Origin of the sequence: Halomonas ventosae (assembly GCF_004361885.1) — a bacterium.
Classification (GTDB): Bacteria; Pseudomonadota; Gammaproteobacteria; order Pseudomonadales; family Halomonadaceae; genus Halomonas; species Halomonas ventosae_C.
Map to the genome: position 1 here is coordinate 1 of NZ_SNWH01000027.1, position 16484 is coordinate 16484.

General features: G+C 66.6%; 17 protein-coding genes and 1 riboswitch. Of the genes, 3 read left to right on the plus strand and 14 right to left on the minus strand.

All coding sequences use genetic code 11. The annotated features are described in order from the left end of the window. Window positions 1–349: 349 nt before the first annotated feature. The 7 genes from DFO68_RS13875 to argF form a co-directional block, all read right to left on the minus strand. Window positions 350–1399, minus strand: a complete 1050-nt coding sequence (locus DFO68_RS13875) for a proline racemase family protein (protein ID WP_133484229.1) — start codon at window positions 1397–1399, stop codon at window positions 350–352. Next, a complete protein-coding gene (locus DFO68_RS13880; protein WP_133484252.1) occupies window positions 1396–2529 on the minus strand; it encodes a zinc-binding dehydrogenase in 1134 nt (377 codons plus the stop codon). The genes DFO68_RS13875 and DFO68_RS13880 overlap by 4 nt, the downstream gene beginning before the upstream one ends. Window positions 2530–2659: 130 nt before the next feature. Continuing rightward, window positions 2660–3463 (minus strand): thiazole synthase, encoded by an 804-nt coding sequence (locus tag DFO68_RS13885; RefSeq protein ID WP_208107438.1) that lies wholly within the window; start codon window positions 3461–3463, stop codon window positions 2660–2662. Beyond that, window positions 3463–3672, minus strand: a complete 210-nt coding sequence (gene thiS, locus DFO68_RS13890) for a sulfur carrier protein ThiS (RefSeq protein ID WP_133484230.1) — start codon at window positions 3670–3672, stop codon at window positions 3463–3465. Before thiS ends, DFO68_RS13885 begins: the two co-directional genes overlap by 1 nt. Next, window positions 3669–4766 carry a glycine oxidase ThiO gene (gene thiO / locus DFO68_RS13895; RefSeq protein WP_243726523.1) on the minus strand — a complete coding sequence of 366 codons (1098 nt, stop codon included), beginning with the start codon at window positions 4764–4766 and terminating at the stop codon, window positions 3669–3671. The genes thiS and thiO overlap by 4 nt, the downstream gene beginning before the upstream one ends. A gap of 61 nt (window positions 4767–4827) precedes the next feature. Continuing rightward, window positions 4828–4949: riboswitch (TPP riboswitch) on the minus strand. A gap of 76 nt (window positions 4950–5025) precedes the next feature. Beyond that, window positions 5026–5331 (minus strand): hypothetical protein, encoded by a 306-nt coding sequence (locus DFO68_RS13900; RefSeq protein WP_133484232.1) that lies wholly within the window; start codon window positions 5329–5331, stop codon window positions 5026–5028. Between the two features lie 116 nt (window positions 5332–5447). After that, window positions 5448–6368 (minus strand): ornithine carbamoyltransferase, encoded by a 921-nt coding sequence (gene argF, locus DFO68_RS13905; protein WP_133484233.1) that lies wholly within the window; start codon window positions 6366–6368, stop codon window positions 5448–5450. Between the two features lie 161 nt (window positions 6369–6529). On the opposite strand from argF, the gene DFO68_RS13910 reads away from it, so the two are divergent. Continuing rightward, complete coding sequence (locus tag DFO68_RS13910; protein WP_133484234.1) at window positions 6530–6874, plus strand: Grx4 family monothiol glutaredoxin; 345 nt, start codon at window positions 6530–6532, stop codon at window positions 6872–6874. A gap of 118 nt (window positions 6875–6992) precedes the next feature. Here the strand turns inward: DFO68_RS13910 and rnt are convergent, their stop codons facing one another. Further along, window positions 6993–7661, minus strand: a complete 669-nt coding sequence (rnt, locus tag DFO68_RS13915; protein WP_133484235.1) for a ribonuclease T — start codon at window positions 7659–7661, stop codon at window positions 6993–6995. On the opposite strand from rnt, the gene DFO68_RS13920 reads away from it, so the two are divergent. Further along, complete coding sequence (locus DFO68_RS13920) at window positions 7660–9027, plus strand: argininosuccinate synthase (RefSeq protein WP_279512842.1); 1368 nt, start codon at window positions 7660–7662, stop codon at window positions 9025–9027. The two genes, rnt and DFO68_RS13920, sit on opposite strands and share 2 nt — an antisense overlap. Before the next feature lie 82 nt (window positions 9028–9109). Further along, complete coding sequence (locus DFO68_RS13925) at window positions 9110–9427, plus strand: HlyU family transcriptional regulator (RefSeq protein WP_133484237.1); 318 nt, start codon at window positions 9110–9112, stop codon at window positions 9425–9427. A gap of 9 nt (window positions 9428–9436) precedes the next feature. Here the strand turns inward: DFO68_RS13925 and DFO68_RS13930 are convergent, their stop codons facing one another. From DFO68_RS13930 to nth, 6 genes are all read right to left on the minus strand, one after another. Then, the gene (locus DFO68_RS13930) at window positions 9437–12064 is read right to left on the minus strand and encodes a sensor histidine kinase (RefSeq protein WP_133484238.1); all 2628 of its coding nucleotides are present in this window, start codon (window positions 12062–12064) and stop codon (window positions 9437–9439) included. A 22-nt stretch (window positions 12065–12086) separates the two neighbouring features. Beyond that, a complete protein-coding gene (locus tag DFO68_RS13935; protein ID WP_133484239.1) occupies window positions 12087–12281 on the minus strand; it encodes a hypothetical protein in 195 nt (64 codons plus the stop codon). Beyond that, entirely contained in the window at window positions 12278–14347 is a 2070-nt protein-coding gene (locus DFO68_RS13940; RefSeq protein WP_133484240.1) for a 3'-5' exonuclease, read from the minus strand. Before DFO68_RS13940 ends, DFO68_RS13935 begins: the two co-directional genes overlap by 4 nt. Continuing rightward, complete coding sequence (locus tag DFO68_RS13945) at window positions 14347–14718, minus strand: response regulator transcription factor (protein ID WP_133484241.1); 372 nt, start codon at window positions 14716–14718, stop codon at window positions 14347–14349. The genes DFO68_RS13940 and DFO68_RS13945 overlap by 1 nt, the downstream gene beginning before the upstream one ends. A 194-nt stretch (window positions 14719–14912) precedes the next feature. Next, window positions 14913–15668 (minus strand): YdcF family protein, encoded by a 756-nt coding sequence (locus tag DFO68_RS13950; protein WP_133484242.1) that lies wholly within the window; start codon window positions 15666–15668, stop codon window positions 14913–14915. A gap of 125 nt (window positions 15669–15793) precedes the next feature. Beyond that, complete coding sequence (nth, locus tag DFO68_RS13955; protein ID WP_133484243.1) at window positions 15794–16429, minus strand: endonuclease III; 636 nt, start codon at window positions 16427–16429, stop codon at window positions 15794–15796. Between the last annotated feature and the right edge of the window lie 55 nt (window positions 16430–16484).

Here is a 16484-nt window from a genome sequence, read left to right on the forward strand (position 1 = left end):
GAGGGCTTAATCGTTCTTCGTGAACCGCCGTGGTACGGAACCGTATGCCCGGTGGTGTGAGAGGACGGGGGAGGCGACTCCCCCTCCTACTCGATTGCATCCATCCCTTGCATTCGCCCCTTGGCCCCCTGCCGCCGGCCAGAGTCCTCGGTTACGAAGGATGCACCGTGCAGTACCCTGTAGCTGGATTCGCCCATCAGCGAGGGATCATCGTGGGGGTTCGCTTCCAGCGTTGTACTCGTCGCGCACCCGGTGCGCGGGATGTCACTCCAGGTAGCGTCTAGCTGCAGGTGACATGCCGGTCTTTCGGTTGGCCCGCAGGGTCTGCGTCTGGTGCTGACGCGCGGGATCAGTCTGGCTCGGTATGCGCGGCACTGAGGATATGATGCAGTCCGGTGCAGTCCACCAGGGCATCGTTGCAGTTGACGACGATGTCGGAGCGGGCCAGCACGTAGCTCTTGCCGGTGATGCTGTTCTCCACGACCGTGTGGATCCCTTCCTGGCGTGTGCCCGTGAACTCGCCGATGAAACCGGTTTCGCGCAGTGAGACGGTTTCCAGCCGGTCGCCTGGCTGGATGCGCCCCTCATGGTGCATCAGCGCTAGTCGCGCCGAGGTGCCGGTGCCGGTGGTGCTGCGACAGATCACGCCGGGATGCACATAGGTGGTTGAGCGCGAGCGGTAGAAGTGGTCACCGACCTGTTCGAGAGGGCCCATGAAGTGCAGGAAGGGCAGTGGGCCGACGTCGCCCAGGGTGTAGTGGGAGAAGCCCCGCTCGGCCTGGATCGCCTCGACGATTCGATGGGCACAGTCGGCCAGGTCGCGTTCCTCCTTGCGGATCAGGGAGAAGCCCAGCTCGCTGGCGTCCACCAGCGCGTAGAAGCCGCCGCTGTAGGCGACGCTGTAGGTCACATCACCAAGGTTGGGGACATGGATGCTGGCGCGGTAGGTATCGATATAGCTGGGCAGTCCGCCACAGGTGATCGCCTCCACCACGCCGTTCTCGACCAGTGCCTCGATCTGAACCAGCCCGGCCGGCGATTCCAGCTTGAAGCGCTGGCGCCCCTCCCGCTTGGGTACCAGGCCGTTCTCCAGCACCGCCGTGGCGGTGCAGATGGTGTTGGAACCGGAATAGATCGGATAGCCCATCACTTCCATGATGATGTAGCCGACTTCGGCGGCCGGGTCGGTGGCGGGCACGATCAGGTCTACCGACATCTCGGGAATGCCGTAAGGCTCCTCCAGCAGCAGCTTGCGCAAGCCATCGGCATCGTCGCGCAGGTAGTGCATCTGTTCGCGGACGGTGGCGCCGGGCAGCAGGGTGATGCCGCCGACCACGATACGGCTGACATCACCGCCGGCATGGGTGTCGATCAGTTGCAGGGTCAGTTCCTGGCTCATGAATGTCCCTCGAGAGCGAAGGGCGCGCCGTGTTCGTCCCATTGGCTGTCGGGGACGATCACGATCTTGCCCAGGAAGTTGCTGTCGCGGCTGACGAAGTAGCGCTCGGCCTCGTGCAGGTCGGAGAGTCGGAAGGCGGCGTGCAGCACCGGCTTGAGCTTGCCGGAACGAATCCAGCCGATCAGCTGCTCGGCTTCCTCACGGGTGCCGTGGGAGACGCCGAAGATATGCACCTGGTAGAGGTAGATGCGGGTCCACAGGATCTCGCTGATATTGCCGCCGCTGGCGCCAGCGATGGAAAGGCGCGGGTAGGTGGTCCGCGCCTTCATGTCCTGGATCATGGTGTCGATAAAGCAGTCGGTCATCTCGCCGCCGACCAGATCCATGACCGCATCGATGGGCGCCCCCCCTGTGGCCTCGAGCACTCGCTCGGCAAAGCCCGCAAGATCGCCGCGGTCGATCACCGCCTCGGCGCCCAGCGCCTTCAGTGACTCGGCCTTCTCCTGCTGGCTCACCGCATAGGGCACTGCGCCGACGATGCGGCACAGCTGGAGCAGCGCGGTGCCGACGCCACCGCTGGCCCCGCTGACCAGAATCCGTTCTCCCGCACTCACCCGAGCCGACGTCATCATATGGTAGGCGGTCTGGTAGGAGCACATGCCCAGGGCGGCGAGTTCGGCATCGGCAAGCTCGGGGTTGGGCACGTGGTGGAACTGGTCCGAAGGCACGGCGACGTATTCGGCGAAGCCACCGTCGGCGCCGTGGCCGTAGTAGTCCGGGGTCAGGTTGATGTCGCGCCGGGCGTCGGGATAGAGATTGAAGTCGAGCAGGCCACGTTCACCGATGCGCGACGCATCGACTCCTTCGCCCACCGCCACCACGTGCCCGGCGATGTCGGCGCCCTGGATGCGTGGGAAGGTCAGGGTCGGCTCGCCGCCCATGGCAAACGATGTCACTTCGCCCTTCTTCACCGGATAGAGGCCTTCGCGGGCCTTGCGGTCAGTGTTGTTCTTGGCGGTGGCCGTGACCTCTACCAGCACCTCGCCGGGACCTGGCGTGGGTGTCGGCACGTCGTCACGGTAGACCAGCTTGTCGACGTCACCATGCCCGGTTAGCAGCATGGCGGCCATGGTATCGGGAAGGGTGTCGCTGCTCACTAGGTGCCTCCTTTCGTCTATGGGGCTCACTCGTTAGACAATAGCAGACTTCCCCGCCCCCTCGTCATTCCCGAAGGGCTGATACGCCAGAGGACACCGTGGGCTAGCCGCCGTCGCGGTGCCAGAAGGGCTGTCCCAGCGGCGGCGTGCTGGGGCTGGCGGTCTGGCGCTGCTGCATCAGCCCGGCGAGGTAGCCGCTGCGCCCGGCGCGGATGGCCTCGGCGAAGGCCTCGGCCATGAGTGCCGGGCGATGGGCGCGAGCCACGGCGGTATTGAGCAGCACCCCGTCGAAGCCCATCTCCATGGCCTCGGCGGCCTGGGACGGGGCGCCCAGGCCGGCATCGATGATCAGCGGCACGTCGAGGCGCTGGCGCAGCGTCTGCAAGGCATAGCGGTTCATCAGGCCGAGACCTGTGCCGATGGGCGAGCCCCAGGGCATCAGCGCCTGGCAGCCGGCATCGCGCAGCCGCTGGCAGAGCACCAGATCATCGGTGCAGTAGGGCAGCACCTTGAAGCCCTGGTCGATCAACTCACGGGCCGCCTCGAGCAGGCCGAAGGGGTCGGGCTGCAGGTTGTAGTCATCGCCGATCACCTCGAGCTTGATCCAGGGCGTATCGAACAGTTCACGCGACATCTGCGCGAGGGTGATCGCCTCCCGGGCCGAGCGGCAGCCGGCGGTGTTGGGCAGCAGCCGGCAACCGCTGTCGCGCAGGATCTGCCAGAAGGCGTCGCCGTCGCCGCCGGCGGGGTTCTGGCGGCGCATCCCCAGGGTGACCATCTCGCAGCCGGCCGCGCGGATGGCCTGCTGCATCACCGTGGGCGAGGAGTATAGGGCGGTGCCGAGCAGGAAGCGGCTGGCGAAGGTCTCATCGTAGAGCGTCAGGGTGTCGTCGTGCAGCGCGTCCATCAGCCACCTCCCACCGGGGCCACGATATCGATGCGGTCGTCGTCGTGAAGGATGCGCTCGGCATAGGCGGAGCGGGGCACGAACTCGCCGTTGATCGCCACGGCGATTCGACATTCCGCGTAGTCCCATTGCTGCAGGGCATCGGCGAGCGGGGTGCCGGCGGGAAGGCGGGCCGGCTCGTCATTGAGGCGCAGGGTGATCTCGTTCATGCAGCACTCTCCTGCGGCGGGCATGCCGCCAGAATGTCGGCGAAGGGCTGGTCGCCATGGCCGCGAATGTCGGCCAGCAGATGGCAGACCACGGCTGGCGCCAGCAGGTAGCCATGTCGGAACAGGCCGTTGGCGGTGACCAGCCCATGCTGTCGGGTGACGTGGGGCAGGTTGTCGAGGAAGGCGGGACGCAGGTTGACCCCCTGCTCGAGGATGCGCGCCTCGGCGAAGGCCGGGGACAGGGTATAGAGGGCGCTGCCCAGCTCCAGCGAGGACTGCAGCGACATGGGCGAGCGGTCCTCGCTCTCGATCTGGGTGGCCCCGATGACGAAGCGATCCCCCGGCTTGGGTACCACATAGAGCTGATAGCGGGGGTGCATCAGGCGGACCGGGCGCAACAGCCGGATCTCGGCGGTCTGCACATGGAGGGTCTCGCCACGTACGCCGCGCAGGCTCGGGTGGTGCGGCCGGGCGCCGGTGCCGCGACAATCCACCACCAGGTCGAAACGCCGGGCCCCGTCGGGGGTGACCACCTCGCCGGGAAAGGTCTCCACCGGGCAGTGGCCGTGGCACTCGCCGCCCAGGGCGCGGATCGCCTCCAGCAGGCATGAGAGTAGCGCCCGGTTGTCCAGATGGGCCTCGTCCGGCAGGTAGAGGCCCTGGCGGAAGCCAGAAGCCAGGTCGGGTTCCAGTCGGTGGATCTCTCGGGCGTCCAAGGATTGGCAGGGGGCGTTGCCGCCCAGGGCATGCTCGAGATCGCGGCGGAACTGGGTAAGCTCGCCCAGATCCTGGGGGTGTGCCACCATGAGGCTGCCGTTCTGCTGCCACAGCGCGGGGGCGTCGATGGCCTCGAGCCACCTGGGCCACTGGTCCAGGGCGAAGCGGCCCATGTCGTGGACGCAGCGCTCGGAGATCGCCGTCTCGCACAGCGGGGCGACCATGCCGGCGGCGGTCCAGGCGGCGGCGGGCGGGGTGTCCAGGTCCCCGGCGTCATAGAGAGTGACGGCGTGGCCGTCGGCGAGCAGTTGCCAGGCGACCAAGCGCCCCAGCAAGCCGGCGCCGGCAACGGCGATATGATTGGTATGGAGTGTCACGATAGCGGCCATCCAGCGGGAAACATGGCTGATCGGGCGGGATGACGGCAGGGGCGGGCAGGCCTGTTACGCGCTTGTTCCCTCCGCAGGCATCAACCTGATCAGGTTCAACGGGTTCGGCCGTACCGATCTCAGCCGCCGTGTACGACGTATTGGCGTAAGGGGGCTCCCCGACAAGTCGTTCCAACATATCCAAACACATCCGGGTGTGCAATCTTGCCTATCTCCGGGCCTCGCTGGTGATGGCGTGGCGTCCGGTTCAGGCGCAGTCGGCGGCCCCTTCGCCGAACATGTCGAAGAGCAGTTCGCGGCCGAGTCCAGTCAGCACGAAGCGCTGCTGGTCATTCCAGGTGGCGGCCTGGCTGGTCTCGAGGATGTGCTGGCAGGCCGTCCAGTCGCGGTCGGCGTCGCTGAGCGCCTTCAGCGCATTGCGCTCAAGACCACGGTGAGGGACGGTGACCGTCTCGAGCACGTGTCCGTGGCGATAGAGCTGGGTGGCCATGTGGGAGAGGCACTGGCGCAGGCTGCGCTGCATGCCGGAGGTGCTGGGGGTATCGTGTGTCATGCTGCGGCATCTCCTTGGGGTATGCTGCAGCGCATTATACATGCGACGAAGGTCGATGTCATACCAAAGTCTAATGCGAGACGTCCCGGCAGTTGCCAGCCGGGCGACCTCACCTCTCAGCCCTCTACGCGTCCCAGCAGCAGGAACTCGATCAGCGCTTTTTGAGCATGCAGGCGATTGCCGGCCTCCTGCCAGACCACCGCACGGGGGTCGTCGAGCAGAGTTGCACTGATTTCTTCGCCACGGTGGGCAGGCAGGCAGTGCAGGAAGAGCACGTCGTCCTTCGCCCGGTCGAGCAGCGCCTCGCTGACCTGGAAGCTGGCGAAATCCGTCTCGCGCCTGGCCTGCTCCTCCTCCTGGCCCATGGAGGCCCAGACATCGGTGGTGACCAGGTCGGCATTGTCGACGGCGGCCATGGGGTCGTGAAGGATGGTCACCCGGTCCCCGGCGGCCGCGAGAATGTCCTGACGCGGCTCGTAGCCTTGCGGACAGCAGACGCGCAGCTGGAAGTCGAACTGGCGGGCGGCGTTGATCCAGGAGTGGCACATGTTGTTACCATCGCCGATCCACACCGCGGTGCGGCCCTTTACGCTGCCGCGCAGCTCGGTCCAGGTCATCACATCGGCGAGCAGCTGGCAGGGGTGGTAGTCGTCGGTGAGGGCGTTGATCACCGGTACCTCGCTGGCAGCGGCGAACGCCTCGAGCCCGGCGTGAGAGAAGGTGCGGATCATCACCGCGTCGACCATCTCCGCGAGCACCCGGGCGGTGTCGGCGATCGGCTCGCCACGGCCGAGCTGGGTGTCCCGGGAAGAGAGGAAGAGGGCGTGGCCGCCGAACTGGGCCATGGCGGTCTCGAAGGAGACCCGGGTGCGGGTCGAGGACTTCTCGAAGATCATCGCCAGGGTACGGTTGGTGAAGGGCGTATAGGTCGGCCCGTGGGTCTTCAGGCCATTCTTGATGGCGATGGCGCGTTGGACGAGGTAGCGCAGCTCGTCCGTATCGAGGTCGAGCAGGGTCAGGAAGTGGCGGGTGGCCATGGGGTCGCTCCACGGGAAAAACGACCATCCTAGCCAGGCGCTGGGGGATGCGCAACGCGCTCGGCATCAGTAGAATGGCTGGTATCCACAAGGCCGACCTACGCACTCGGGTATTCCCGGGCATGCGTCGGCACTGGTTCAACGAGAGAGAGGGAGACGTCATGAGCACCACCGTCGAGAACATCCAGCGTCAGATCAGCGAGAACCCCATCCTGGTCTACATGAAGGGCACCCCCCAGCTGCCGCAGTGCGGCTTCTCTGCTCAGACCGTCCAGGCCCTGATGGCCTGCGGCGAGCGCTTTGCCTTCGTCAACGTCTTGGACAACCCGGACATCCGTGCCGAGTTGCCCAAGGTGGCCAACTGGCCGACCTTCCCGCAGCTGTGGGTTGACGGCGAGCTGGTTGGCGGCTGCGATATCGTCGTCGAAATGCATGAGAGTGGCGAGTTGGAGACCCTGATCAAAGAGGCCGCCGCGAAGCACAACCAGACTTCGTCTGGAGCTTGAAGCCACAAACTTGAGGCTTGAAGAAAAAACACCCCGTAGCAGAGCTACGGGGTGTTGGCTATTGGGGGCAAGCTTATGCTGCTTTCCAGCTTCCAGCTTCCAGCTTCCAGCTTCCAGCTTACGGCTCCTCGTCCAGCCCCTGCTCCTTCTGGGCCAGGGTCCAGCCGCCCAGGTCCTTGTAGCGGTTGACCATGGCGCAGAACAGCTCGGCGGTGCGCTCGGTGTCGTAGCGCGCCGAGTGGGCGGCGCTGTTGTCGAACTCGATACCCGCGGCGCGGCAGGCCCTGGCCAGCACGGTCTGGCCGTAGATCAGGCCACCCAGCGAGGCCGTGTCGAAACTCGAGAAGGGGTGGAAGGGGTTACGCTTGATGGCGCAGCGGTTGACCGCCGCATTGAGGAAGCCGTGATCGAAGGCCGCATTGTGTCCGACCAGTACGGCGCGGGTGCAGCCATGGGCCTTGATGGCCTTGCGCACCGGGCGGAAGATCTCGCCCAGTGCCTCGGCTTCGCTAACGGCCACCTGGCGGCGCAGCGGGTCATCGAGGCGAATCCCGGTGAAATCCAGCGCCGCTTGCTCCACGTTGGCACCCGGGAAGGGCGTGACGTGGTAGGCATAGGTGGCGTCGGGGATCAGGTTGCCATCGGGGTCCATGGTCAGGGTGACGGCGGCGATCTCGAGGATCGCATCGCTTTCGGGATTGAAGCCGCCGGTTTCCAGATCCACCACCACGGGCAGGAAACTGCGGAATCGCTGCGCCATGAGTTCGCGGGCGATTGCCTCGCTCATGCACCCCTCCTTCGTCTGGGCCATCGTGTCTCGCAACCGCGAAAGTCTAGCAGCTTGCCAGCGGCGAGTCGCGTCGCCGGTATTCGCTGCAGGCTCGGCGCGCTATAATCGCCCTCTTCAAGAATGTTACGAGAGGAGCCTTAGCATGTCCGATGTCAAGAAGGTCGTGCTCGCCTATTCCGGCGGCCTGGATACGTCCGTGATCGTCAAGTGGTTGCAGGAAACCTATGAGTGCGAGGTCGTGACCTTCACCGCCGACATCGGCCAGGGCGAGGAAGTCGAACCGGCCCGGGCTAAGGCGCAGGCACTGGGCGTCAAGGAGATCCACATCGAGGATCTGCGCGAGGAGTTCGTGCGTGACTATGTCTATCCGATGTTCCGGGCCAATACCCTCTACGAGGGCGAGTACCTGCTGGGCACCTCCATCGCCCGCCCGCTGATCGCCCGCCGCCTGATCGAGATCGCCAATCAGACCGGTGCCGATGCCATCTCCCACGGGGCCACCGGCAAGGGCAACGATCAGGTGCGCTTCGAGCTCGGCGCCTACGCGCTGAAGCCGGGCGTCAAGGTGATCGCCCCCTGGCGCGAGTGGGATCTTACCTCCCGCGAGAAACTGATGGCCTACTGTCAGCAGCACGACATCCCGGTGGACTTCTCCTCCGCAAAGAAGAAGTCGCCCTACTCGATGGACGCCAACCTGCTGCACATCTCCTACGAGGGCGGCATCCTCGAGAACCCCTGGGCCGAGGCCGAGGAGGAGATGTGGCGCTGGAGCGTGTCGCCGGAGGCTGCACCGGACACGCCCACCTATATAGAGCTGACCTTTGATCATGGCGATATCGTGGCCATCGACGGCGTACCGATGAAGCCCCACGAGGTGCTCGAGAAGCTCAACACGCTGGGCGGCGACAACGGCATCGGCCGCCTCGACATCGTCGAGAACCGCTATGTGGGCATGAAGTCCCGCGGCTGCTACGAGACGCCGGGGGGCACCATCATGCTGCGTGCCCACCGCGCCATCGAGTCGCTGACCCTCGACCGCGAGGAGGCGCATCTCAAGGACGCGCTGATGCCCAAGTATGCTGAGGTCATCTACAACGGCTACTGGTGGAGCCCGGAGCGCCGCATGCTGCAGGCGGCCATCGACGAGACCCAGAAGAACGTCTCCGGTGTGGTGCGCATGAAGCTCTACAAGGGCAGTGCCAGCGTAGCGGGCCGCAAGTCCGACGCCTCACTGTTTGACGAGTCGATCGCCACCTTCGAGGACGATGCCGGCGCCTACGACCAGAAGGATGCCGAAGGCTTCATTAAGCTCAATGCCCTGCGCCTGCGCATCGCTGCCGGCAAGGGCCGTCGGCAGGACTGAAGCTGACCGTCACGCCTTCCTCGACGCCGGCCTGCCGCCGGCGTCGTCGTGTCGAGGGACATCCCCCTCTGAGGAACCCATCATGTTCAAGAAACTGTTATCCGGCCTATTGGGCGGTGGAGACGGCAAGTCCGGCCATGCCGGGGCTGCCGAGCCGGTGGAGTACAAGGGTTACCTGATCATCTCCGAGCCCGCCGACCAGGGCGGTCAGTTCCGCGTCAGCGGCTGGATCCGCAAGCCGCTGCCCGCCGCCGCCGATGGGCAGCAGGGCGAGCTGCTCGAACACCGCTTCGAACGCTCCGACATGCTGCCCGGCCGTGAGGCCTGCGACGCCCTGATGGTCAGCAAGGCGCAGCGCTTCATCGACGAGGTCGGCGACGAGATGTTCTCGCCGCGCTGATCGGGAATGTCATTCGGGCTCGCCCGGAGTCCCCTCCTCCGGCGGCTGTTCATCCGGGGCCCGCGGAAGCTCCATCACCAGGCAGGCGCCACCCAGGATGGGGGCTTGCTCAATCCACAAACGCCCCCCCAGGTGGGCGACGATGCCACGGCTGATGGGCAGTCCCAGGCCGCTGCCGCGAGGTCGGCCGCGGGCCTCGTCTCCTGTTTGCCGCTGGATCTGGTGGAACTTCTCGAAGACCTGCTCGCGCTGGTCCTTGGCGATGCCGGGTCCGTTGTCTTCCACGGTGAGGCGGTAGTGGTCCTTGTAGCGCTCGAGGCGCAGCAGCACCCTGGGGTCATCGTTGGCGGCGAACTTGCCGGCGTTGTCGAGCAGATTGATGATCACTTGCTCGAGGCGGTCCGGGTCGCCGATGACTGGTGCGCTCACCGGTGTGATCTCGACTTCCAGGCTTACCCCGCGCTTCTCTTGAAGCTGCTGCACGGCTTCCACGCTGTGCTGCACCAGTGTCACCAGGTCGAGGCGCTGAGGCGCCAGGGTGAGCCGGCCGCTCTCGAGTCTTGCCAGGTCAAGGTTCTCCTCGATCAGCCGCGAGAGCCGCTGGGTCTCGCGCACCACCACGTCGAGGAAGTGGCGGCGTTTCTCCTCGGGCAGATTGTCGCTGTCGCGCAGGAGCTCGGCAAAGGCGCGGATCGAGGTGAGGGGGGTGCGTAGCTCGTGACTGACCATGGCCACGAACTCGTCCTTGAGGCGGTCGAGTTCGCGCAGGTGCTCGTTAGCCGCGCGCAGCTCCTCGCTGGTGCGGGCCAGCTCCCGGGACTGTTGTGTGAGGCGGCGGTTGACCTCGAGAGTCTTGGCGGTGGTATCCAGGATGCTAAGGATCGAGCCGAGGTTCAGGGCCTCGCCGCGCACCACCGAGTCGATCAGCCCCCGCGTCGAGGCGCTTCCCAGGTGGCGGTCGAGCAGGGCGCGTAGTTCGCCACGCGCGGCCTGCACCAGGCCCGGGTGCATGGCCTCGGTAAACAGCACCGCCTGGGTCTGCTCGAGCGGCGACTGACGGGTGAATAGCGAGATCCCTACCAGCAGGCCCAGGTTGGCGCCCAGGCTCCACAGCAGCGAGTGGGTGTAAATGTCCCAGCCCTCGAGCCCGAATAGCACATAGGGCCTCAGCCACTCCAGCCCCCAGGGGCCTTGGTCGAGGAAGCCGGCATCTAGCCAGCCGGACTGAGCGAAGCCCGGGATCAGCAGGGTCCAGGCCCAGATCAGGAAGCCGGCGCTCATGCCTATCCCGGCCCCCAGCCGGTTGGCGCCCCGCCAGTACAGGCCGACCAGCAGTGCCGGGGCGAACTGGCAGGCGGCGGCCAAGGAGACCAGACCCATGGTCATCAGGCTGTAGGTGTCGCCGATCAGTGCATGGTAGAGGTAGCCGAGCAGCAGAATCATCAGGATGGCCACGCGGCGGATGCGCAGCAGCCAGCCAGCAAGTTCGCCCCGGGTACTCAGCTGGAGACGGCGCGAGCGCAGCAGAGGCATCACCAGCTGGTTGCTGACCATGGTCGATAGGGCGATGGTTTCGACGATCACCATGCCGGTGGCGGCCGAGAGCCCGCCGATGAACACCAGCAGCGGCAGCCCCTCCAGTCCGGCCGAGAGGGGCAGGGTGAGCACGAAGCTGTCCGGGTCGCCGCTGGCGTCGCCGAGCAGCAGCCCGGCCAGGGCGATGGGGATCACGAACAGGTTGATCACCAGCAGGTAGAGCGGGAATAGCCAGCTGGCGCGCTTGAGGTGTCGCTCGTCGACGTTCTCGACCACCAACAGCTGGAACTGCCGCGGCAGGGTGAGAAAGGCCAGGAACGCCAGCACCAGCATGCCCACCCAACCCAGGGCGCCGCCGGGTACTGCCTCCAGGCTCAACAGCTGGGTGAGGTCGGGCATCGCGCCGACCCGGGCGAAGAGCTCAGTAGGCCCGTTGAAGAGCACGAAGACGGTGAAGACCCCTACCGAGAGGAAGGCCACCAGCTTGACCAGCGACTCGAAGGCGATGGCCACCACCATGCCCTCGTGGCGTTCACTGGTGTCCCGCTGGCGCGTGCTGAAAAGGATGATGAACCCCGCCAGCCCCAGGGCGACCCAGAAGGACTTGTCGGCCCAGAAGGGGGCGTCGGCCAGGTGAAGCTCGGCGCCCTGGGGGGAGGTGACCAGCACCGCATGGCTGACGGTGATCGCTTTTAATTGCAGGGCGATGTAGGGGGTGATGCCGATCAGCGCGATCAGCGACACCAGCGCTCCCAGGCACGAGCTCTTGCCATAGCGGGCACTGATGAAGTCGGCAATCGAGGTGATGCGATGGGCGCGGGTAATGCGCACCATCTTGCGGATCACCAGGGGGGCCATCAGCATCGCCAGGGTCGGGCCGAGGGAGATTAGCAGAAAACTGGGGCCGTACTGGGCGGCGCGCCCCACGCTGCCGTAGAAGCTCCAGGCGGTGCAGTAGACGGCGAGCGAGAGCGCATAGACGGTGGACGAGCCGAGCAGTGAGCGACCCTGCTCAGCCCGGCGATCGCCCCAGACGGCAATGACGAACAGCAGCGCCAGGTAGCCGAAAGCCACCGTCAAGATCACGACGTTGCGGCTCATGGCGTGTCAGCTTGCATCCGCGTCACTCCTCGTGGTGGCGCTCCATCAACCCGGCCATCAGACCGATCACCACGGCCCAGGCCAGGAACAGATAGGCCACCAGCCAGGCGGAGCCCGATGCGCGGCGCTCGGCGATCAGCAGCAGCGGCGGGGAGAACAGCAGGGCCGCCAGCACGATCAGCGCGACCAGGCGCTCCTTGAGGCGCGGCGTGTTCACGAGGCGAAGGCGTCCTGCTTGTCGTGGGCACTGGCTTGTAGTGCCAGTGCCTGTTCCAAGGTCTCGATGCCGCGCGCTTCCAGCCGAGGCAGCAGCGAGAGCCACAGCTCCGCGGTGACTCGGGCATCGCCCAGGGCGGTGTGGCGGGTGCCGGGCGGGAAGCTCAGGTCATAGCGGTCGGCCAGGCTGTCCAGATCGTGGCCATCCAGGCTGTTGTCGAGCGCTCGAGAGAGCAGCAGGGTATCGAGCACCGGCATGTCGAACGCGATGCCGCTGCCGGGGGGCTGGATGGCCAACAGGTCGAAGGCGGCATTGTGGGCCAGGATCACCGCCTCGCCGATATAGTCGCGAAAGCGTGGCAGCGCCACGTTGAGCGGTGGGGCGTCAGCCACGTCGTCATCGGTGATGCCGTGGATGGCAGTGCTGGCCGGCGGGATAGGACGCCCGGGGTCGACCTTCTGGTCGAAGGTGTCGCTGGCTAACAACCGTGCGTTGACGATGCGGCAGGCGCCGATGCTGATCACGGTGTCGCCACGGCGCAGCTCCAGCCCGGTGGTCTCGGTATCGAAGGCCACGACCTCCAGGGTGCGAAGGGGCCGGGCCGCTAGCTCGCTGTCTGGCGGGGGCATGTCGGCGATGCCGAAGTCGTGGAATTCCGGGCGCGGCGGGGTGCGCGGGCGTGGCGCGCCGAGCTGTTCGGTGGCGGGCAGCGGTAGGCGCAGGCGGGCATGCTCACCGTCCGCGTCGGCAATGCTCCAGACATCGCTGGTGTGCTGGCGCAGCACATCGGCAACCCGTGGCGTCATCGGCAGGACGTCCAGGCGTTCGGCACACCATTCGTCGAGCACTCTCTCGCCCAACGGTTGTCCCCGCCAGATGAGGTCCAGGTAGACCCGGCGGTTGCCCAGGCAGACCTCGCACTCCAGCTCGGTCTGCCCGGAGTGCGCCATCAGGCGCGGGAGCAACGAGGCGAGCAACGCCAGCAGGGCCGGGGCGTCGCCCTTGAGCCAGGCGGGCATGCCGATGGGGATGATGCGCAGGCCAGTGCTGTTCTGGCGCTCCTCGAGGGCGGCCCAGAGGTCATTGGACCACAGTGGAACCAGGCGCTCGCCTTCGCGATGCATGTCCTCGATCAGCCGGCACAGGCGCTCGAGCTCGGACGCCAGGGCACGGCTCTCCTCGTCGATTACCGCCTCCAGTCGCTTGCCGAACTCGCCGCCCCCGGCATCGTCGCGCACGCCGACCAGGGCCTCGGCGGCGCTGGTCAGGCTGCCGCTGTGGCGTCTGAGGACCGGCAGCATCGCGGCGATGTCGGCGCGGGCTCCCATCTCGCTGGTCCAGGCTGCCGTGGTGTCGGTCAGGGTCAACAGGGTCTCGTGGTGGCTGTCGGGGACGCGGCGCAGCACCACATGCAGCCAGCGTTCGTCGCAGGGCACCAGAATCTCCCGCGCCGCGCCGTCCTCGGGCAGCTGGCCCAGTGCATTTTCCAGGCTGGCGATCGGCAGCAGGGCATCTAGGCGCTTGCCGAGACCCAGGCCGGGATGACCCTCGAACAGCGCTTCGGCGGCCTGGTTGAAGAGCAGCACCCGGCGATGGTGGTCGCAGAGCAGCAGCGGCGTGTCGAGCACCTGGAGCAGGGTCTCGAGCTCCTGGCGGATGCGGGTGGCACTGCGCGCGCCCTCGGCATGGGCGGTGGCCAGGCGCTCGCGGTCGGCCCGCCAGGCCTCGCGCACTCGCATCAGGTCGGGGCCGAGGCCTCGCAGCCAGCCCTCGGGTGGGCCGTCCTGGCGGGCATCGGGGTTGGCCACCAGGCGGGCGAGTTGAGCCTGCAGATGCCGCACAGGGGTGAATAGTTGGCGCTCGAGCAGCAGCCCGACCAGGAAGATCGTGCCGCCCCCGGAGAAGCAGCCCAGCCACAGCAGCAGCCGTGAGATGCCCTCGAGGCCGGCGCGGCTGTCCAGCCACAACGCGAACACGGCACCGCCGAAAATACTGATACCGCTGAGCAGCAGCCACAGACCGATCAGCCGCTGGCGGCGGGGCAGGCGGGAGCCAAGCTTGGCCATCAGGGCACCTCGGCGAGCCGTTTCTTGACCTTCTCGACCAGTGCCTGGGTCGAGAAAGGCTTGGTGATGTAGTCGTCGGCCCCCAACGCCAGACCCTTCTCGCGCTCCACCTCGCGCCCGTGGGCGGTGAGCATGATGATCGGCAGCCGGGCATGGGTAGGGTCGTCGCGCAGGCGCTCGAGCACGTCGAAGCCGCTGATGTCGGGCAGACTGACGTCCAGCAGCACCAGGTCAGGGGGCGACTCGGCGATGCGTGACAGGGCACTCTCACCATCCTCGGCGGTGTCCACCTGGAAGCCGGCCTGCTGCATCAGGAATTCCAGGGATAGGACGATATTGGCTTCGTCGTCCACCACTAGCACCTTGGCCATGGCGCCCTCCTAATGAATGTCAGTGCTTTTATGCAAGGTTGCCGATCAGTCTAGTGGCCGGCCGGGCGGCGGCAAAGGCGACCTTGGCAGGAGATGGCGGTGCTGGCTGGTAGGCCGCATATGCCCATGCCGTGGTCCCAGGGCCTTCCGTCACCGGCAAAGCGGCAAAAGCATCGGCAGCGGCATCGCCGGGGTCAGCCTCCACGGTGAAACAGACGATCACGCAGTGCCAGCTCGGCGCGCCCCAGCCACTCATGCAGGGCGCGAGTACTCTGATGGAGGTGGTAGGCACGCGGGATCCAGGCCTGAATGCCCGGAGGTGGCTGGCTGGCGAACTCGGTCGGCGCCGGCGTGACGCAGAGGCCGACGCGCTCAAATTCTGCCACGGCCCGGGGCAGATGCCAGGCCTGGGAGACCAGCGCGATATGCTCGATACCCTCGCCCCCCAGCATCTCGGCGGTATAGCGGGCGTTCTCGGCGGTACTGCGGCTGCGCCCCTCCATCCAGCGCACGGGCACCTGGAATACCTCGCGCAGCGCGGCCGCCATCAGACTTGCCTCGGCGCTGTGTTCTTCGTGCAAGCGCCCGCCACTGACCAGGATCGGTAGCCGAGTCTCGCGGTGCAGGTAGGCGCCGTAGGCCAGGCGACGCCAGCTGGCATTGGTGGGCGCGTCACCCCAGCCGAACTCCGGGGAGGCGTAGTCGCGTCCACCGCCGAGGATCACGATGGCCTGGGCCTGGCGCAGCTGGCTGGGGCCGGCCAGTGCGGGTGGCTCGAGTCCCTGGCGCAGCGCGTGGCTCGCCAGTGGCGTGGAGAGCAGCAGCAGGCTTATGAGGCCCAGGGCAATGAAGGCACCGCCGGTCAGCTGGCGAGCGCCCAGCGCCAGGCCGGCGAGGATCAGCAGCACATTGATCACGGGCGGCAGTACCAGGTACTTCAGCGCATCCATGGGCGGGCCTCGTCGATGGTCATAGGGTCAGTGAACCAGCCGGCGGGCCCTTGTGCCAGCTCCGGCCCCGGCCGGTGCCCATCATTTTGGCATGCACCGCTGCAGCACCTCCGCCTTGGCGCTTGTTACAGCTCGGTCTTGTCCGGATACTCGCAGAGATCTTCGATGATGCAGCTGCCGCAGCGGGGCTTGCGCGCCAGGCAGGTGTAGCGCCCATGCAAGATCAGCCAGTGGTGGGCATCCTGGCGGAACTCCCTGGGCACGTGGCGCAGCAGTTTTTTCTCGACCTCGACCACGTCCTTGCCCTTGGCGATGCCGGTGCGGTTGGCGACGCGGAAGATATGGGTATCCACGGCGATGGTGGGCTCGCCGAAGGCGGTATTGAGGATCACGTTGGCGGTCTTACGACCGACGCCCGGCAGGGCCTCGAGCGCCTTGCGGCTGCGGGGCACCTTGCCACCATGCTGCTCCACCAGGATCCGGCAGGTCTTCATCAGGTTCTCGGCCTTGGTGTTGTAGAGACCGATGGTGCGGATGTGCGCCTTGAGGTCGTCGATCCCCAGATCGAGGATCGCCTGGGGCGTGTTGGCCACCGCGAAGAGCCGGGCGGTTGCCTTGTTGACCCCGACGTCGGTAGCCTGGGCCGAGAGCAGCACGGCAGTGAGCAGCTCGAAGGGCGTGGTCCAGTTCAGCTCGGTGGTCGGTTCGGGGTTGTGGTCGCGCAGCCGCGCGAAGATCTCGTGGCGTTTCTGGGCGTTCATGGCGTTCCCTAGCGAGGGGGCGCCGGGGGCAGGCCGAAGAGGAGGTCCTATGCCA

Excerpts from the sequence above, each read along its gene's own strand:
- DFO68_RS13925 (WP_133484237.1), top strand. The coding sequence starts at position 9,110 with ATGTTCAAGAAACTGTTATCCGGCCTATTGGGCGGTGGAGACGGCAAG.
- nth (WP_133484243.1), bottom strand. The coding sequence starts at position 16,429 with ATGAACGCCCAGAAACGCCACGAGATCTTCGCGCGGCTGCGCGACCAC.
- DFO68_RS13885 (WP_208107438.1), bottom strand. The coding sequence starts at position 3,463 with ATGGACGCGCTGCACGACGACACCCTGACGCTCTACGATGAGACCTTC.
- thiS (WP_133484230.1), bottom strand. The coding sequence starts at position 3,672 with ATGAACGAGATCACCCTGCGCCTCAATGACGAGCCGGCCCGCCTTCCC.
- DFO68_RS13945 (WP_133484241.1), bottom strand. The coding sequence starts at position 14,718 with ATGGCCAAGGTGCTAGTGGTGGACGACGAAGCCAATATCGTCCTATCC.
- DFO68_RS13880 (WP_133484252.1), bottom strand. The coding sequence starts at position 2,529 with ATGGCCGCCATGCTGCTAACCGGGCATGGTGACGTCGACAAGCTGGTC.
- DFO68_RS13910 (WP_133484234.1), top strand. The coding sequence starts at position 6,530 with ATGAGCACCACCGTCGAGAACATCCAGCGTCAGATCAGCGAGAACCCC.
- DFO68_RS13930 (WP_133484238.1), bottom strand. The coding sequence starts at position 12,064 with ATGAGCCGCAACGTCGTGATCTTGACGGTGGCTTTCGGCTACCTGGCG.
- DFO68_RS13875 (WP_133484229.1), bottom strand. The coding sequence starts at position 1,399 with ATGAGCCAGGAACTGACCCTGCAACTGATCGACACCCATGCCGGCGGT.
- rnt (WP_133484235.1), bottom strand. The coding sequence starts at position 7,661 with ATGAGCGAGGCAATCGCCCGCGAACTCATGGCGCAGCGATTCCGCAGT.
- DFO68_RS13940 (WP_133484240.1), bottom strand. The coding sequence starts at position 14,347 with ATGGCCAAGCTTGGCTCCCGCCTGCCCCGCCGCCAGCGGCTGATCGGT.
- argF (WP_133484233.1), bottom strand. The coding sequence starts at position 6,368 with ATGGCCACCCGCCACTTCCTGACCCTGCTCGACCTCGATACGGACGAG.
- DFO68_RS13920 (WP_279512842.1), top strand. The coding sequence starts at position 7,660 with ATGCACCCCTCCTTCGTCTGGGCCATCGTGTCTCGCAACCGCGAAAGT.
- DFO68_RS13950 (WP_133484242.1), bottom strand. The coding sequence starts at position 15,668 with ATGGATGCGCTGAAGTACCTGGTACTGCCGCCCGTGATCAATGTGCTG.
- DFO68_RS13900 (WP_133484232.1), bottom strand. The coding sequence starts at position 5,331 with ATGACACACGATACCCCCAGCACCTCCGGCATGCAGCGCAGCCTGCGC.